Annotated in this window: 12 protein-coding genes; 10 read left to right on the plus strand and 2 right to left on the minus strand. The window is 73.7% G+C overall.

Features of this window, described 5'->3' with window-relative positions:
* Positions 1–64 precede the first annotated feature (64 nt).
* The 4 genes from mnmA to V1260_RS03020 all read left to right on the plus strand — a co-directional run bounded on the left by mnmA (position 65) and on the right by V1260_RS03020 (position 5,840).
* The gene (gene mnmA, locus V1260_RS03005) at positions 65–1,144 is read left to right on the plus strand and encodes a tRNA 2-thiouridine(34) synthase MnmA (RefSeq protein ID WP_329745313.1); all 1,080 of its coding nucleotides are present in this window, start codon (positions 65–67) and stop codon (positions 1,142–1,144) included.
* Complete coding sequence (locus V1260_RS03010; RefSeq protein ID WP_329745314.1) at positions 1,141–2,265, plus strand: hypothetical protein; 1,125 nt, start codon at positions 1,141–1,143, stop codon at positions 2,263–2,265. Before mnmA ends, V1260_RS03010 begins: the two co-directional genes overlap by 4 nt.
* Positions 2,266–2,346: 81 nt before the next feature.
* Positions 2,347–4,944: an NAD-dependent DNA ligase LigA gene (locus tag V1260_RS03015; protein ID WP_442878107.1), complete on the plus strand. Its 2,598-nt coding sequence runs from the start codon at positions 2,347–2,349 to the stop codon at positions 4,942–4,944.
* Entirely contained in the window at positions 4,941–5,840 is a 900-nt protein-coding gene (locus V1260_RS03020; protein ID WP_329745315.1) for a dihydrodipicolinate synthase family protein, read from the plus strand. The genes V1260_RS03015 and V1260_RS03020 overlap by 4 nt, the downstream gene beginning before the upstream one ends.
* A gap of 27 nt (positions 5,841–5,867) precedes the next feature.
* Here the strand turns inward: V1260_RS03020 and V1260_RS03025 are convergent, their stop codons facing one another.
* A complete protein-coding gene (locus V1260_RS03025) occupies positions 5,868–8,132 on the minus strand; it encodes a RecQ family ATP-dependent DNA helicase (protein ID WP_329745316.1) in 2,265 nt (754 codons plus the stop codon).
* 197 nt (positions 8,133–8,329) lie between these two features.
* On the opposite strand from V1260_RS03025, the gene V1260_RS03030 reads away from it, so the two are divergent.
* Together V1260_RS03030 and V1260_RS03035 are read left to right on the plus strand one after the other, a co-directional pair.
* The gene (locus V1260_RS03030) at positions 8,330–8,905 is read left to right on the plus strand and encodes a hypothetical protein (RefSeq protein ID WP_329745317.1); all 576 of its coding nucleotides are present in this window, start codon (positions 8,330–8,332) and stop codon (positions 8,903–8,905) included.
* Complete coding sequence (locus V1260_RS03035) at positions 8,902–9,819, plus strand: HTTM domain-containing protein (protein ID WP_329745318.1); 918 nt, start codon at positions 8,902–8,904, stop codon at positions 9,817–9,819. The genes V1260_RS03030 and V1260_RS03035 overlap by 4 nt, the downstream gene beginning before the upstream one ends.
* 57 nt (positions 9,820–9,876) lie before the next feature.
* Here V1260_RS03035 and V1260_RS03040 read toward each other — a convergent pair whose 3' ends face one another.
* A complete protein-coding gene (locus V1260_RS03040) occupies positions 9,877–10,146 on the minus strand; it encodes a hypothetical protein (protein ID WP_329745319.1) in 270 nt (89 codons plus the stop codon).
* A gap of 72 nt (positions 10,147–10,218) precedes the next feature.
* Between V1260_RS03040 and V1260_RS03045 the strand changes: the two genes are divergently transcribed.
* The 4 genes from V1260_RS03045 to gatB are packed head-to-tail and all read left to right on the plus strand — an operon-like array spanning position 10,219 to position 14,346.
* Positions 10,219–11,016, plus strand: coding sequence for a GNAT family N-acetyltransferase (locus V1260_RS03045; RefSeq protein WP_329745320.1), 798 nt, complete (start codon positions 10,219–10,221; stop codon positions 11,014–11,016).
* Between the two features lie 9 nt (positions 11,017–11,025).
* A complete protein-coding gene (gatC, locus tag V1260_RS03050) occupies positions 11,026–11,322 on the plus strand; it encodes an Asp-tRNA(Asn)/Glu-tRNA(Gln) amidotransferase subunit GatC (RefSeq protein WP_329745321.1) in 297 nt (98 codons plus the stop codon).
* Position 11,323: 1 nt separating this feature from the next.
* Positions 11,324–12,835 carry an Asp-tRNA(Asn)/Glu-tRNA(Gln) amidotransferase subunit GatA gene (gene gatA, locus V1260_RS03055; RefSeq protein ID WP_329745322.1) on the plus strand — a complete coding sequence of 504 codons (1,512 nt, stop codon included), beginning with the start codon at positions 11,324–11,326 and terminating at the stop codon, positions 12,833–12,835.
* Entirely contained in the window at positions 12,835–14,346 is a 1,512-nt protein-coding gene (gene gatB, locus V1260_RS03060; protein ID WP_329745323.1) for an Asp-tRNA(Asn)/Glu-tRNA(Gln) amidotransferase subunit GatB, read from the plus strand. Before gatA ends, gatB begins: the two co-directional genes overlap by 1 nt.
* Positions 14,347–14,407 lie beyond the last annotated feature (61 nt).

Genomic DNA, 14,407 nt, shown 5'->3' on the forward strand with positions numbered 1-14,407 from the left:
GCCTGTCGGCGGGTCTTCGCCTCCGTACACTCGATCGCGTGCACAGCGAGGAGGTGGCACCCCGATGAAGGTGCTCGCAGCGATGAGCGGGGGAGTCGACTCCGCCGTGGCGGCCGCACGGGCCGCCGAGGCCGGCCACGAGGTCGTCGGCGTGCACATGGCACTGTCCAAGAACCGTGACCAGACCCGCACCGGCTCGCGCGGCTGCTGCACGGTCGAGGACGCCTCCGATGCGCGCCGCGCGGCGGACAGGATCGGCATCCCGTACTACGTCTGGGACCTCTCCGACGACTTCCACGACCTGGTCGTGGAAGACTTCCTCGCCGAGTACGCGGCCGGCCGCACCCCGAACCCCTGTGTGCGCTGCAACGAGCGGATCAAGTTCGCCTCTCTCCTCGAGCGCGCCACCCTGCTCGGCTTCGACGCCGTGTGCACGGGCCACTACGCCTCGATCCGCGCGGACGGCCCGGGCGGGGCGCCCTCCCTCCACCGCTCCCGCAACCAGGCGAAGGACCAGTCCTACGTGCTCGCGGTGATGGGACCGGACGCGGTCGGCCGCTCGCTCTTCCCCCTCGGCGAGTACGAGACCAAGGACGAGGTCCGGGCGGAGGCCCGTGCCCGCGGCCTGGGCGTCTCGACCAAGCCCGACAGCTACGACATCTGCTTCATCGCGGACGGCGACACCCGCGGCTTCCTCGAGCGCAGCCTCGGGGAGGTGCCCGGGGAGGTCGTCGACGCCGACGGCGCGGTGCTCGGCACCCATCACGGCACCCACGGCTTCACCATCGGCCAGCGCAAGGGCCTCGGTCTCGAGCGTCCTGCCGCCGACGGCGCTCCGCGCTACGTCGTCGACCTCGACCCCGCCTCCCGCCGCGTGGTGGTGGGTGCCGCCGAGCTGCTGTCGACCCGCGAGCTCGAGGCCGCGGACCTGATCTCCTTCGAGGACCTGCCCGTGGGCCGCTCCGTCCGCGCCCAGATCCGGGCGCACGGCGAGGCCACGCCCGCCACCGTCCTCGAGTGCGACGGGCGGCGGGTGCGCGTCGCCCTCGAGCGGCCGATCCGCGGCGTCGCCCCCGGCCAGACACTCGTCCTCTACGACGGCGACCGCGTGCTCGCCGCCGCCACCCTGGAGCGCCGCGCATGAGCAGACTCGTCACCCTCACCGGGGACGGCACCTTCCGAGCCCCCACCGCAGAGGAGGCGCAGCGGCTCGGCCTGCCCGAGGACCCGCACCTCGCCGCCCTGATGCGCCTGCGCGCGCTGCTCGGTGACGACCTCGAGGAACAGATCGGGACCCGTCTCTACCTGCCCTCGGCGCTCGGTCTCGACGAGACCGACCACCTGCTGCCCGCGAGCCTCGCCCTGCTCGCCGAGACCACCGGCGACCTGGTCAGCTACGGCTGGCGCCTCGGGCCCGGCAGCGGTCGCGCCTGGCTCCACGCGCGGGAGCTGCGCGAGCGGATGCTCGACGCCGCGCGCATCGCGCTGCTCGGCTACGAGGGTCCGCTGATGGTGACGGCGCTCGGCCCCGCGACCCTGGCCGGCGCCACCTTCCTGCAGTCCGGGGAGCGGACCCTCGGCGACCCGGGCGCCGTGCGGGACCTGCCGATGCTGCTCGCCGAGGGCCTGGTCGACCATCTCACCGCCCTGCGGGAGCGGGTCCCGGGTGCCGCCCAGCGCGTGCTGCTGCGCGAGGACGCGGTCGCCGCGATCCATGAGGGACGCATCTCCACGCCCTCGGGCCGCAGCCGCTACCCGGCCGTCCCCGCGCCGGAGATCGGGACGCTGTGGCGGTCCCTGTTCGTGGCCCTCGACGACTACGGGCTCGACGCCCGCTCCGTCACCCTCGGCGTCGGGGCGGACCTGCGCCTGCTCCGCGCGGCCCGCGAGGCCGGCGCGCGCCGGATGGCGATCGCCCCGCGGCGCCTGCCCCCGCTGTCCGCCCCCGTCGGCCGCGCGCTCTGGGAGGGCATCGCCGAGGCCGCCGACGACGGCTGCGCCTTCGAGATCGTCGTCGATCCGCGGCCGGGTGGGCGCCTCGGCCCGGAGGTGGAGATGATGCTCGAGACCTGGCGTCGCCTCGGCCACGCGGAGGCCGATGCCGCCGGCGTCACGGTGATCGCCCACACCGGCGTCTCCCACGGCCTGCACACCGGACGGGTCGACCCGTCGGCCCAGCCGGCCGTCTCGACGCTGCTGGACGAGGCGGCGCTCGAGGCGATGCTGCGGATCGCCCCCACCTGGGCGGAGCGCCTGGCCTCCTGAGCGGAGTGCCCCGCTTCCCGAGCGGGGGGCGGGCACTCCGGGCCCGACCCGATCGTCGGGGGCGTGCGCGACAATGGTCCGGTGAACGACGCCGCCCCGGAATCGCCCTCCCCGAACTCCCAGTCCCCCTCGACGTCCTCGACCGTGCATCGCGGGACCGAGGACGCCCAGCAGCGCATCGCCGCCCTGACCGCGCAGATCGAGCAGGCGCGCGCGGACTACTACGAGCGCGACGCCCCGACGATGACCGACGGGGAGTACGACGCCCTCGAGAAGGAGCTGCGCGCCCTCGAGGCGGAGCACCCCCAGCTGGCCTCCGAGGACTCGCCCACCCGCACCGTCGGCGGGGCGCCCGCGAGCGGGCTGCCCACGGTCGTGCACGCGGAGCGGATGCAGTCCCTGGACAACGTCTTCTCCGTCGAGGAGCTGCGGGAGTGGTGCGAGCACGCCGCGACCGAGCTCGGCGGCGCGCCCCGCTTCCTCACCGAGCTGAAGATCGACGGCCTCGCGATCAACCTCCGCTACGAGCACGGGGAACTGGTCACCGCCGCGACCCGCGGCGACGGCCGCACCGGCGAGGACGTCACCGCGAACGCCCTGCGCATCGCGGGCATCCCCCAGCGGCTCGCGGGCGAGGGGCACCCGCCGCTGGTGGAGGTCCGCGGCGAGGTGTTCATGCCCACCGAGGCCTTCGAGCGCCTGAACGCGCTCCAGGTCGAGCTGCGCGAGCGCGCCGTCGCCGAGGCCCGCAGCCGCTGGGAGGCCCGCGCCGCCGGCGGTCGGCGGGAGTTCGACGAGGCCCGCGAGGAGCTCGCCGCGACCCGACGCTTCCCCACCTTCGCGAACCCCCGCAACACGGCCGCGGGCGGACTGCGCCAGCAGCTCGACAAGAAGGACGGCCTCGAGCGGGAGGCGGGGGAGGCGCGTCTCGCCGCGCTGCGCCTGACCGTGCACGGGCTCGGCGCCTGGCCGGATCCGCCGGTGGACTCCCAGAGCGAGGTGTACGAGCTGCTCGCCTCCTGGGGCCTGCCCACCAGCGCCCACCTCGGCCTGGCCGAGACCGTCGACCAGGTGATCACCTATGTCGAGCACCACGGGGAGCACCGGCACGACCTCGAGCACGAGATCGACGGGATCGTGGTAAAGGTCGACGCCTTCGCCCAGCAGCGGGCCCTCGGCTCCACCTCCCGCGCCCCCCGCTGGGCCATCGCGGTGAAGTTCCCGCCCGAGGAGGTCACCACCAAGCTCCTCGACATCCAGGTGCAGGTGGGCCGCACCGGACGCGTGACCCCCTTCGGGGTGATGGAGCCCGTCCTCGTGGCCGGGTCGACCGTCGAGAAGGCGACGCTGCACAACCAGTTCGACGTCGAGCGCAAGGGCGTGCTGATCGGCGACACCATCGTGCTGCGCAAGGCGGGGGACGTGATCCCCGAGATCCTCGGCCCCGTCGAGTCGCTGCGCGACGGCTCCGAGCGGCCCTTCGTCATGCCGACCGAGTGCCCCGCCTGCGGGACGGGGATCCGGCCCGAGAAGGAGGGCGACAAGGACTGGCGCTGCCCCAACCGCCGCACCTGCCCCGCCCAGGTGACCGGGCGCGTGGAGCACGCCGGCTCCCGCGGCGCCTTCGACATCGAGTCCCTTGGCGAGGAGAGCGCGATCGCGCTGACCGATCCGGACAAGCGACGCGGCGAGGCCCTCGCGGCGCTCGCCGAGGGCCATGCGGTCTACCTGCCGATCCGGCATGCGGCCGACACGGAGCGGGACGCCTTCGTGGTGCTCAAGAACGGCCAGGTCGTGGAGGGCACGGACGGGGTGCCGCTGCTGCGGATCACCGCCGCGGACGACCCCCTGCTCCCGGCGCCGCAGCAGCCCGTGATCGACACCGGTGCCGACCTCTTCGACCTCACGGCCGAGGCGCTCTCCGAGGTGGTGGTCTGGCAGCCGGAGCGTCGCGACGGCGAGCCGACGGGGGACTGGCGCATCCAGCCCGCCTTCTGGACCCGGCCGCAGTTCCGGCACTACAAGCGCGACGGGGAGTGGCGGGAGGTCAAGGCGCCCGCCCCGCTGAAGCCCACCGAGGAGCTGATCGCCGAGCTGGAGAAGGCGAAGTCCCAGCCGCTGTGGCGGGTCCTGGTCGCCCTCTCGATCCGCCACGTCGGCCCCGCCGCGGCCCGCTCCCTCGCCACGGCCTACGGCACGATGGACGCGATCCGCGCGGCGAGCGTCGAGCAGCTGGCGGAGACCGACGGGGTCGGGCAGATCATCGCCGAGGCGCTCGTGGAGTGGTTCGCGGTGGACTGGCACCGGGAGATCGTCGACGGCTGGGCGGCCTCCGGGGTGCGCATGGCCGACGAGGTCGAGGAGGGCTTCGTGAAGACCCTCGAGGGCCTGACGGTCGTGGTGACCGGCGGGCTCGAGGGCTTCTCGCGGGACGGTGCGAAGGAGGCGATCATCTCCCGCGGCGGCAAGGCCTCGGGCTCCGTCTCGAAGAAGACGGACTTCGTGGTGGTCGGGGAGAACGCCGGCTCGAAGGAGACCAAGGCGCGAGACCTGGGGCTGCGCATCCTCGACGAGGCCGGCTTCGTGGCGCTGCTCGAGGGCGGCCCGGACGCGGTCGCCCTGCCGGAGGAGGAGTCGGCGGAGGAGAGCGGCGAGATCTCGGAGGAGCCCGAGGAGTGACCACCTGGCTGCACGGACTCAGCGCCTTCCCGCTCACCCCGCTGCGAGACGGCGGTGTGGACGAGACGGCGCTCGGGGGACTCCTCGACCGGCTCGTGGAGGCCTCCGTCGACTCGATCGGCGTGCTCGGCTCCACCGGCGCGTACACCTATCTGACCAGGGAACAGCGGCGCCGCGTCGTCGAGATCGCGGTCGATCGCAGCGCGGGCCTGCCGGTGCTCGCGGGCATCGGCCACTGCGCCACCGACGAGGTGCTCTCCCTCGCCGAGGACGCCCAGCGCACCGGAGCCGACGCCGTGCTGCTCGCCCCCGTCTCCTACCAGCGGCTCACCGACGACGAGGTGGTGGGGCTGTACGAGGACGTCACCCGCGAGCTCTCCGTCCCCCTGGTTGTCTACGACAACCCGGCGACGACGCACGTGGACCTGTCGCTCGAGACCTATGCCCGGATCGCGGCGCTGCCGCAGGTCGCCGCGGTGAAGATCCCTCCGGTGCCCGCGGACCCCGCGACGGCCCGGGGGCGCGTCGCCGCGGTGCGGGATGCCCTGCCGGAGCGGGTGCGGATCGGCGTCTCCGGCGACGCGGTCGGGGCGACTGGGCTGCTCGCCGGATGCGACCTGTGGTTCTCCGCCCTCGCCGGCACGCTGCCCGGACCACTGCTCGCGATCGCCCGGGCCGCGATCGAAGGACGGCCCGCGGAGGCGCAGGAGCTCTCCGCCCGGCTCGACGGCCTCTGGGAGCTGTTCGCCGAGTGCGGCGGCAGCCTCCGCGTCGTGGCCGCCGTCGCGCAGCAGCTGGGCCTCGTGGGCGAGCGGGTGCTCCCCCGGCCGCTGCGCTCGATCGACGCGGCGCAGCAGGAGCGCGTCGCCCGGGTGCTCGCCGCGCTCGAGGGATGAGCTGAGGGGCCGTCGCAGCCGGCGGTCTCACGCCTCCTGGGCGAGCGCGAGCGGCAGCACGGGGCCGGAGCCGGCCCGGCGCAGCTGACGGGCGGCGATCGCCATGGTCCAGCGGGTGTCGATCCGATCGTCGACCAGTAGGATCGGCGCACCGTCGAGCTCCTCGAGCCGGGCCTGCAGATCGGGTCCCACGACGAAGCGGTCCCAGAGGGCGGCCACGCGGAAGGCGCTGTTGCGGGCGCCGTGGAGCGGGGCGGCGTCGGCGGCGAGGCCGAGCGAGCCGAGGTCCTCGAGCCGTCCGATGGTCGCGATACCGGAGGCGAGGGAGCTCACCAGTTGCGGCCGGGTGGTCGAGGGGACGGCGAGGACCGCCGCGGGGCGCCGCTCCCAGTCCCAGTCCTTCAGCACCTCGACGATGCGCCCGCCGATCCGCTCCGGCACGACGGCGTCGACGGGGCGGCCGTCCTCGTCGGTGCGCAGCAGCTCCCGCAGCGGCACCGCCCATCCTAGGTCCGACATGCGGGCGATGACCCGGCCCTCCGCGGCGCGCTCGCCGCCGGGGATCCGCCCCTTCGGGGCTCCCGCGCCGAGCAGCCGGTCCAGGCCCGAGGGCCAGCTGGCGCGCGGCTCGACGGGGACGCCGACGCGGTCGAGCAGCGCCGCCACGCGCGCCTCCGCGGCCTCCCGGTCCGCCTCCTCGGCCGGAGCCGCGCTCGTCGTGGCGCCGGCTCCGGACCCGTCGGGTGCGGCCGTGCCGGCCGCGGCGCCCGGTGCGGGATACCACGCGCCCGCGCACACGTCACAGCGACCGCAGGGCACGGCGGTGGTGTCGTCGAGCTGCCGGGCGAGGAACATCATCCGGCACTGCTCGGGACCGCCCGCGAGCTGCTCGTAGGCGAGCATCGCCTGCTGCTCGTCCCGGCGCGCCCGGGCGACGGTCTCGTAGCGCTCGGCGTCGTAGTGCCACGGCGCACCGGTCGCGATCCAGCCGCCCTTGACCGCCTGCACCGCGCCGTCGACCGCGAGCACCTTGAGCAGCAGCTCGAGGGCACCGCGGCGCACGTCGACCCGGGCCTCGAGCGCGGGGGTGCTCAGCGGCGAGCCGGACCGGCCGAGCGCGCCGAGGACCTGCGCCGCGGAGTCCTGCGAAGGCATCGACGAGGTCGCGAAGTACTCCCAGATCGCCCGGTCCTCCTTCCCCGGGAGCAGCAGCACGTCCGCCCGGTCCGTCGCACGGCCCGCACGACCGACCTGCTGGTAGTAGGCGACCGGGGAGCTCGGTGCCCCGAGATGGATCACGAAGCCGAGGTCCGGCTTGTCGAAGCCCATGCCCAGGGCGCTCGTCGCGGCGAGCGCCTTGACCTCGTTGCGCTTGAGCGCCTGCTCGAGCTCGGCCCGCTCCTCCGCATCGGTGCGACCCGTATAGGCGCGCACCCGCCGGCCGGGTCGATCCAGCAGCGCCGCGAGGTCCTCCGCCGCGGAGACGGTGAGGGTGTACAGGATCCCGGACCCCTCGAAGGCGTCGAGGTGCCGCACCAGGTAGTCGAGCCGGGCGCGATCATCCGGCAGGGACAGCGAGCCGAGTCGGAGCGACTGCCGAGTGAGCGGTCCGCGCAGCGTCAGCACCCCCGAGTCGCCGTCGGCCGCGCGAGCACCGATCCCCAGCTGCTCGGCGACATCGGCCACCACGCGGGAGTTCGCGGTCGCGGTCGTGGCGAGCACCGGAACCTCCGGGCCCATCTGCGCGACGAGGTCCCGCAGGCGCCGGTAATCAGGGCGGAAGTCGTGACCCCAGTCGGAGATGCAGTGCGCCTCGTCGATCACGAGCAGGCCGCAGCGGGCGATCAGCCGCGGCAGCTGCTCCTCCCGGAAACGGGGGTTGACCAGGCGCTCGGGGGAGACCAGCAGCACGTCGATCTCGTCGCCGGCGAGCGAGGTCTCGATGTCCTCCCACTCCACAGCGTTCGCGGAGCTGATCGCCGCCGCCCGGACGCCGGCCCGGGCCGCGGCCGAGACCTGGTCCCGCATCAGGGCGATCAGCGGGGAGACGATCAGGGCGGGACCCGCCCCGCGGGCGCGCTGCAGATGCGCGGCGAGGAAGTACACGGCGGACTTCCCCCAGCCCGTGCGCTGCACGACGAGGACCCGTCGGCGGTCGTGCACCAGCGCGCGGATCGCCTCGTACTGGCCGTCGCGGAAGGCGGCGTCCTCGCGGCCGGTGAGGGCGCGCAGGGCGGCGAGCGCCTCCTCGTGCAGCGGATCGATCGGGGCGCCGTGCGGGGTGTCGTCCATGGCCCCAGTCTCCCCGTCCGCTCCGACCGATGGGGCCGGGGCCGAGGCGCTGTGGATGACCCCGCTGTGGGGAGGAGAGATCGTTCCGCGCGCTGTCCTGCAGGGATGGCCGCCGGCATGCGCTCGCTGAGAAGGCTCTCATGCACCTCTCACCCGGGACGGGGGTGTGTCTCATCACTCCCGATTACGGTGCCGCCATGCCAGCAGACGCCCTCCTCCCGCCGCATTCGCCTCCCGCCGCCTCGATCCCCGACGGTCCCCTCACCCGGGTCCTCGCGGGAGCCCTCGCCGCCGCCCTGCTCGGCGCCGTCTCCCTGCCGATCCGCCGCTACGCCCGCCCCGAGGACGAGGTCCGGGACAGCTTCCCCTTCAGCCACTACCCGATGTTCTCCGCGACACGGAAGTCCCACTACTGGGTCACGCACCTCCTCGGGGTGAAGCAGGACGGCACCGTCGCCCCGCTGCACTATTCCTACCTCGGCACCGGCGGGCTGAACGCCGTGCGCCGCCAGGTCCGCCGCCGCGTCGCCGACGGGGACGGCCAGGTCATCGCCGACCGGGTCGCCGCCCGCATCGCCTCCCGCGACCGAGTGCAGGACCGCGATGTCGTCCGCGTGCACGTGGTCCGCGGACGCTATCTCGTCGCCCCCTTCATGGAGGGCGCGGACCGCGACACCTTCACCTCGAAGCTCGACGTGCGAGGCAGCGCCGACGTGCCCGGCCGCGGGGCGGCATCGACGGACGCGCCCATGACGGAAGGGGAGTCGGCATGAGTCTCCGCAGCCTGCTCGGCTCCGTGCCCGGCCTCACCGCCGAGGTCCGATGCCGCCTCGCCCCTCGCAGCGGTGCCGCCACCCCCGCCGTGCTCCGTATCGCCGTCGGCGCGTACCACCTCTGGCACGTCGGCAGCCGTCGTCGGCTGTATCGGGGCGTGCACCGCACGGACCAGGAGAGCTTCGCCCCCGTGGGGGTGGTGCGCGTGCTCTCGCGTCCGCTGCCTCCGGTCGTCGCGGACCGGCTGGTGGATGCGTCCCTGGTGACCGGGGCGCTGGTCACGGCGGGCGTCGCGCATCGCGTGATCGGACCGCTGCACGCCGCGCTGCAGACCTGGAACTTCACCTACCGCAACTCGTGGTCGATGGTGTACCACCACGAGAACGCCCTCGTGCTGCACACCGCGGTGCTCGGTGTCGCCCCGGCCGCGGACGCCCTCAGCGTCGACGCGCTGGTGCGCGACGGGACGCTGCTCCCACCGCGCCGCTCCTGGATGTACGGGGCGACGCCGATGCTGATGAACGCCGCCGTGGCCGTCACCTACCTCCTCGCCGGTGTCGCGAAGCTCGCGCGCGGCGAGGGCGTGCGCTGGGCCGACGGGGAGCAGATGCGCGGTCAGGTGGCCTTCGACGCACTGCGCAAGACGATGCTGGGGGAGGAGCCGTCACCGGTCGGTCGCGCGCTGTACCCGCACGCCTGGATGTTCACCGGCATGGCGGTCATCTCCCTGGTCCTCGAACTGGGCGCACCGCTCGCTCTGGTGGACCGCCGCCTCGGGAGGGTGTTCGCCGTCGGCGCCTTCGCGATGCACTGGGGCATCAAGGTGACCATGCGGATCACGTTCCCGTACAACCTGTCCGGGGTGATGTACCTGCCGCTGCTGCTGATGCCGAGACCGGAGCGCGAGCGCTGAGGCGCAACACGGTCCAAGGGGCGGTGCCGGCAGGTACGGCGCCGGCACCGCCGGGGATCAGTCCTGAGACTCGGCGTCCTGCCCGGTGCCCTCGGCATGTGCGGCGTCCGCGGCATCTGCGTCATCGGCGTCGGAGTCCTGCGCGGCGAGCCGGCGCAGGCGCTCGACGGTGGACTCGTCGTCGCGCAGCGGGTCCTCCTTGGTCGCGAGGGCGCGACGCATCCGAGCCTCGAGCTCCTGGGCCTCGCGGATCGCGGGATTCTCGGACATCCCCTCCCGGTCCTCGGGGTCGTGCGAGGCGTAGTCGATGTGGGGGTCGACGGACATGACGGTCTCCTCCGGCGCTGACGAGCGGGTCGTGGAGGCACAGAGTCTACCGTCGACCCCTACGATGCCGAGGTGAGCAGAGCACCCCGCCCCCTGACCGGGCGCCCTCTCGTCGAGGCGCTGATCGACGGCTGGCGACCCCTGGCACGGCTCGACGTCGACGGCTTCGCGCTGCTCCGCTCCCGCGGGGTCACGCGTCGTGCCCACAGCGCCGTCGCGCTCGACGCCCCCGACTCCCCGTCGGCCCTGCTCCGCGCCGTCGAGCGCATCGAGGGGCTCTGCGCCGCGGCAGGGGAGCCGGCTACCTTCCGCATCCTCGACCTCCACGGTCCGGAACCCCTGGATGCGCTGCTCGCCGAGCGCGGCTACACCCTCGAGGGTCGCAGCGCCGTCCAGGAGATCGCCCTGGACCGCGCGCCCGCGCCGGCTCCCGCCGCGGAGATCCGCGTCGGCGGACTGGACGAGGAGTGGTTCGAGGCCGCCTGGCGCCTCGCGCCGCGTCCCGGCGAGGAGGCGCGCCGCACCCTGCACGACATCCTCGCGGGCACCCCCGCGGTGCAGGTCCTGCTCCGACCCGCTCCCGGGGAGGCGCCCGTGGCCGTCGGCCGGGCGGCTCTCGTGGAGACAGGTCGCGAGCGGACCTCCGTGCTGAACCAGATCGCCGTCGACCCCGCGCACCGCCGCCAGGGCCTCGGCCGGGACGTGTCGCGGACCCTCCTCGCGGTCGCCGCCCGCCAGGGTGCGGTCCGCGCCCTGCTCGAGGTCGAGGAGGACAACCGCGCCGCGTGTGCGCTCTATCGCGGCCTCGGCTCCCGGGAGCTCGGCCTCTACCACTACCGGGTGGGAGCCGCCCCTGCGGAGCACGCCTAGACTGTCGGCATGCCTTCGATCGGACGAGATGACGTCGCACGCCTCGCCGACCTCGCACGGATCCAGCTCACCGAGGAGGAGATCGCCCGCTTCGCCGGCGAGTTCGACTCCATCATGGACGCTGTCGCCTCCGTCTCCGAGGTCGCCACCGAGGACGTCCCGGCGACCAGCCACCCCATCCCGATGACCAACGTCTTCCGCGAGGACGTCGTCACCGACACCCTGAGCCAGGAGCAGGCCCTCTCCGGCGCCCCCGAGGCGCAGGACGGCCGCTTCGCCGTGCCGCAGATCCTGGGGGAGGAGTGATATGACCAGCACCGACATCCTGCGCCGCTCCGCGGCCGAGCAGGCCGCCGCGCTCGGGGCCGGGGAGATCTCCTCGAGCGAGCTGACCGCCGCGCACCTGGACCGCATCGACGCCGTCGACGGTGACCTGAACGCCTTCCTGCACGTCAGCCGCGAGGAGGCGCTCGCCACCGCGCGCGAGGTCGACTCCCTCCGCGCTGCGGGCGAGGAGCTGCACCCGCTCGCCGGCGTTCCCATCGCCGTGAAGGACGTGGTGGTCACCGAGGGGATTCCCACCACCGCCGCATCCAAGATCCTCGAGGGGTGGATCCCGCCCTACGACGCGACCCTCGTCGAGAAGCTGCGGGCGGCGCGCCTGCCGATCCTCGGCAAGACCAACATGGACGAGTTCGCCATGGGCTCCTCCACGGAGTCCAGCGCCTTCGGCCCGACCCGCAACCCCTGGGACCGCGAGCGCATCCCAGGCGGTTCGGGCGGCGGCAGCGCCGCGGCCGTCGGCGCCTTCGAGGCACCCCTCGCGATCGGCACCGACACCGGTGGCTCGATCCGCCAGCCCGCGTCGGTCACCGGCACCGTGGGCGTCAAGCCCACCTACGGCTCGATCTCCCGCTACGGCCTGATCGCCATGGCCAGCTCCCTGGACCAGGCCGGTCCCGTCACCCGCACCGTGGCCGATGCCGCCCTGCTGCACGAGCTGATCGCCGGGCACGACGCGCGCGACTCGACCTCCCTCCCGGATCCCGTCGGCGCCTACGCGGCCGCCGCGGGCCGCCGCGACGTCAAGGGTCTGCGCATCGGCGTCATCGCCGAGCTCGAGGGCGAGGCCTTCGCCCCGCTCGTCGGCCAGCGCTTTACCGAGTCCCTGGCCCTGCTCGAGCAGGCGGGGGCCGAGATCGTGCGGGTCTCCTGCCCGAACTTCGGCTACGCGCTCGGCGCCTACTACCTGATCATGCCGTCGGAGGCGTCCTCGAACCTCGCGAAGTTCGACGGCATGCGCTTCGGCCTGCGGGTCGTCCCCGAGGAGAGCCCCACCGCGGAGTCCGTCATGAAGGCGACCCGCGGCGTCGGCTTCGGCGACGAGGTCAAGCGGCGCATCCTGCTGGGCACCTACGCTCTCTCGGCCGGCTACTACGACGCCTACTACGGCAGCGCGCAGAAGGTCCGCACCCTGGTGCAGCGCGACTTCGCGACGGCGTTCGAGCAGGTCGACGTCCTCGCCTCGCCGACCGCTCCGACCGTGGCGTTCCGCCTCGGCGAGAAGGTCGACGACCCGCTGGCGATGTACGCCAACGACATCGCCACCATCCCCGCCAACCTCGCCGGCGTGCCGGGCATCTCGCTGCCCAGCGGTCTCGCCGAGGACGGTCTGCCGGCCGGCATCCAGTTCCTCGCCCCCGCCCGCGGGGACGAGCGGTTGTACCAGGTGGGCGGCGCCCTCGAGGCGCTGCTCGAGGACTCCTGGGGCGGGCCGCTGCTGGCCCAGGCCCCCGATCTCACCGGAGGTGCGCTCTGATGTCCGCCAACGTCTCCGACCTCGTCGACTACGACGACGCGATCGACCGCTACGACCCGGTGCTCGGCATCGAGGTCCACGTCGAGCTCGGCACCGCCACCAAGATGTTCGACGGCGCGCCGAACATCTTCGCCGCCGAGCCGAACACCGCGATCACCCCGGTGTCCCTGGGCCTGCCCGGCTCGCTGCCCGTCGTCAACGGCAAGGCGGTCGAGTACGCGATCCGCATCGGCCTGGCCCTGAACTGCCAGATCGCCGAGACCTGCCGTTTCGCGCGCAAGCAGTACTTCTACCCGGATCTGACGAAGAACTTCCAGACCTCCCAGTACGACGAGCCGATCGCCCACGACGGCTGGGTCGACGTCGAGCTCGAGGACGGCGAGATCGTCCGGGTCGAGATCGAGCGCGCCCACATGGAGGAGGACGCCGGCAAGAACACGCACGTCGGCGGCGCCTCCGGCCGCATCCACGGGGCGACCCACTCGCAGGTGGACTACAACCGCGCCGGCGTGCCGCTGGTCGAGATCGTCACCCGGCCGATCCCGAACACCAAGGGGCGCGCCCCCGAGGTCGCGGCCGCCTACGTCCGCACCCTGCGGGACATCTTCCGCGCCCTCGACGTCTCCGAGGCGCGGATGGAGCGCGGCAACGTCCGCGCCGACATCAACGTCTCCCTGCGCGCGGACGCCGAGGCCCCGCTCGGCACTCGCACCGAGACCAAGAACGTCAACTCGTTCCGGTCGATCGAGCGGACCGTGCGCTTCGAGATCTCCCGCCAGGCGGGCATCCTCGACGACGGCGGCAGCATCGTGCAGGAGACCCGCCACTTCCACGAGGACACCGGCGAGACCTCCTCGGGTCGCCCCAAGTCCGACGCCGAGGACTACCGCTACTTCCCCGAGCCGGACCTCGTCCCCGTCGCGCCGAGCCGCGAATGGGTCGAGGAGATCCGGGCGAGCCTGCCCGAGCTGCCGGCCGCGCGGCGTCGCCGCCTGCTGGGGGAGTGGGGCTTCAGCGATCTCGAGATGCGCGACGTGATCAACGCCGGCGCCCTCGACCTCATCGAGCAGACCGTCCTCGCCGGCGCCTCCGCGCAGGCCGCGCGCAAGTGGTGGATGGGCGAGCTGGCCCGGACCGCCCGCGAGCAGGAGACCGAGCTGGAGGCCCTCGCGGTCACCCCCGCGCAGGTCGCCGAACTGCAGGGCCTCGTCGATGAGAAGAAGATCAACGACAAGATCGCCAAGCAGGTGCTCACCAAGGTGCTCGCCGGCGAGGGCGACCCCGCCGCGATCGTCGAGGCCGAGGGACTCGCCGTGGTCTCCGACGACTCCGTGCTCACCGGCGCCGTGGATCAGGCGATCGCCGACAACCCGGACGTCGTCGCCAAGATCCAGAGCGGCAAGGTCCAGGCGATCGGTGCTCTCATCGGCCCGATCATGAAGGCCACCCGCGGCCAGGCCGACGCCGGCCGCGTCCGCGAGATCATCATGGAGAAGCTCGGCGTGAGCTGAGCCGGGATCCGGAGCCCGCTGCCAGGAGCGCCGCACCCCATCAGGGGGTGATGCGCTCCTG

Origin of the sequence: Brachybacterium sp. J144, from assembly GCF_036321705.1 — a bacterium.
Lineage (GTDB): Bacteria > Actinomycetota > Actinomycetes > Actinomycetales > Dermabacteraceae > Brachybacterium.

Bases quoted from the DNA above. Each gene is read 5' to 3' on its own strand.
- mnmA (WP_329745313.1), top strand. From the start codon at position 65: ATGAAGGTGCTCGCAGCGATGAGCGGGGGAGTCGACTCCGCCGTGGCG.
- V1260_RS03010 (WP_329745314.1), top strand. From the start codon at position 1,141: ATGAGCAGACTCGTCACCCTCACCGGGGACGGCACCTTCCGAGCCCCC.
- V1260_RS03025 (WP_329745316.1), bottom strand. From the start codon at position 8,132: ATGGACGACACCCCGCACGGCGCCCCGATCGATCCGCTGCACGAGGAG.
- V1260_RS03030 (WP_329745317.1), top strand. From the start codon at position 8,330: ATGCCAGCAGACGCCCTCCTCCCGCCGCATTCGCCTCCCGCCGCCTCG.
- V1260_RS03035 (WP_329745318.1), top strand. From the start codon at position 8,902: ATGAGTCTCCGCAGCCTGCTCGGCTCCGTGCCCGGCCTCACCGCCGAG.
- V1260_RS03040 (WP_329745319.1), bottom strand. From the start codon at position 10,146: ATGTCCGTCGACCCCCACATCGACTACGCCTCGCACGACCCCGAGGAC.
- gatC (WP_329745321.1), top strand. From the start codon at position 11,026: ATGCCTTCGATCGGACGAGATGACGTCGCACGCCTCGCCGACCTCGCA.
- gatA (WP_329745322.1), top strand. From the start codon at position 11,324: ATGACCAGCACCGACATCCTGCGCCGCTCCGCGGCCGAGCAGGCCGCC.
- gatB (WP_329745323.1), top strand. From the start codon at position 12,835: ATGTCCGCCAACGTCTCCGACCTCGTCGACTACGACGACGCGATCGAC.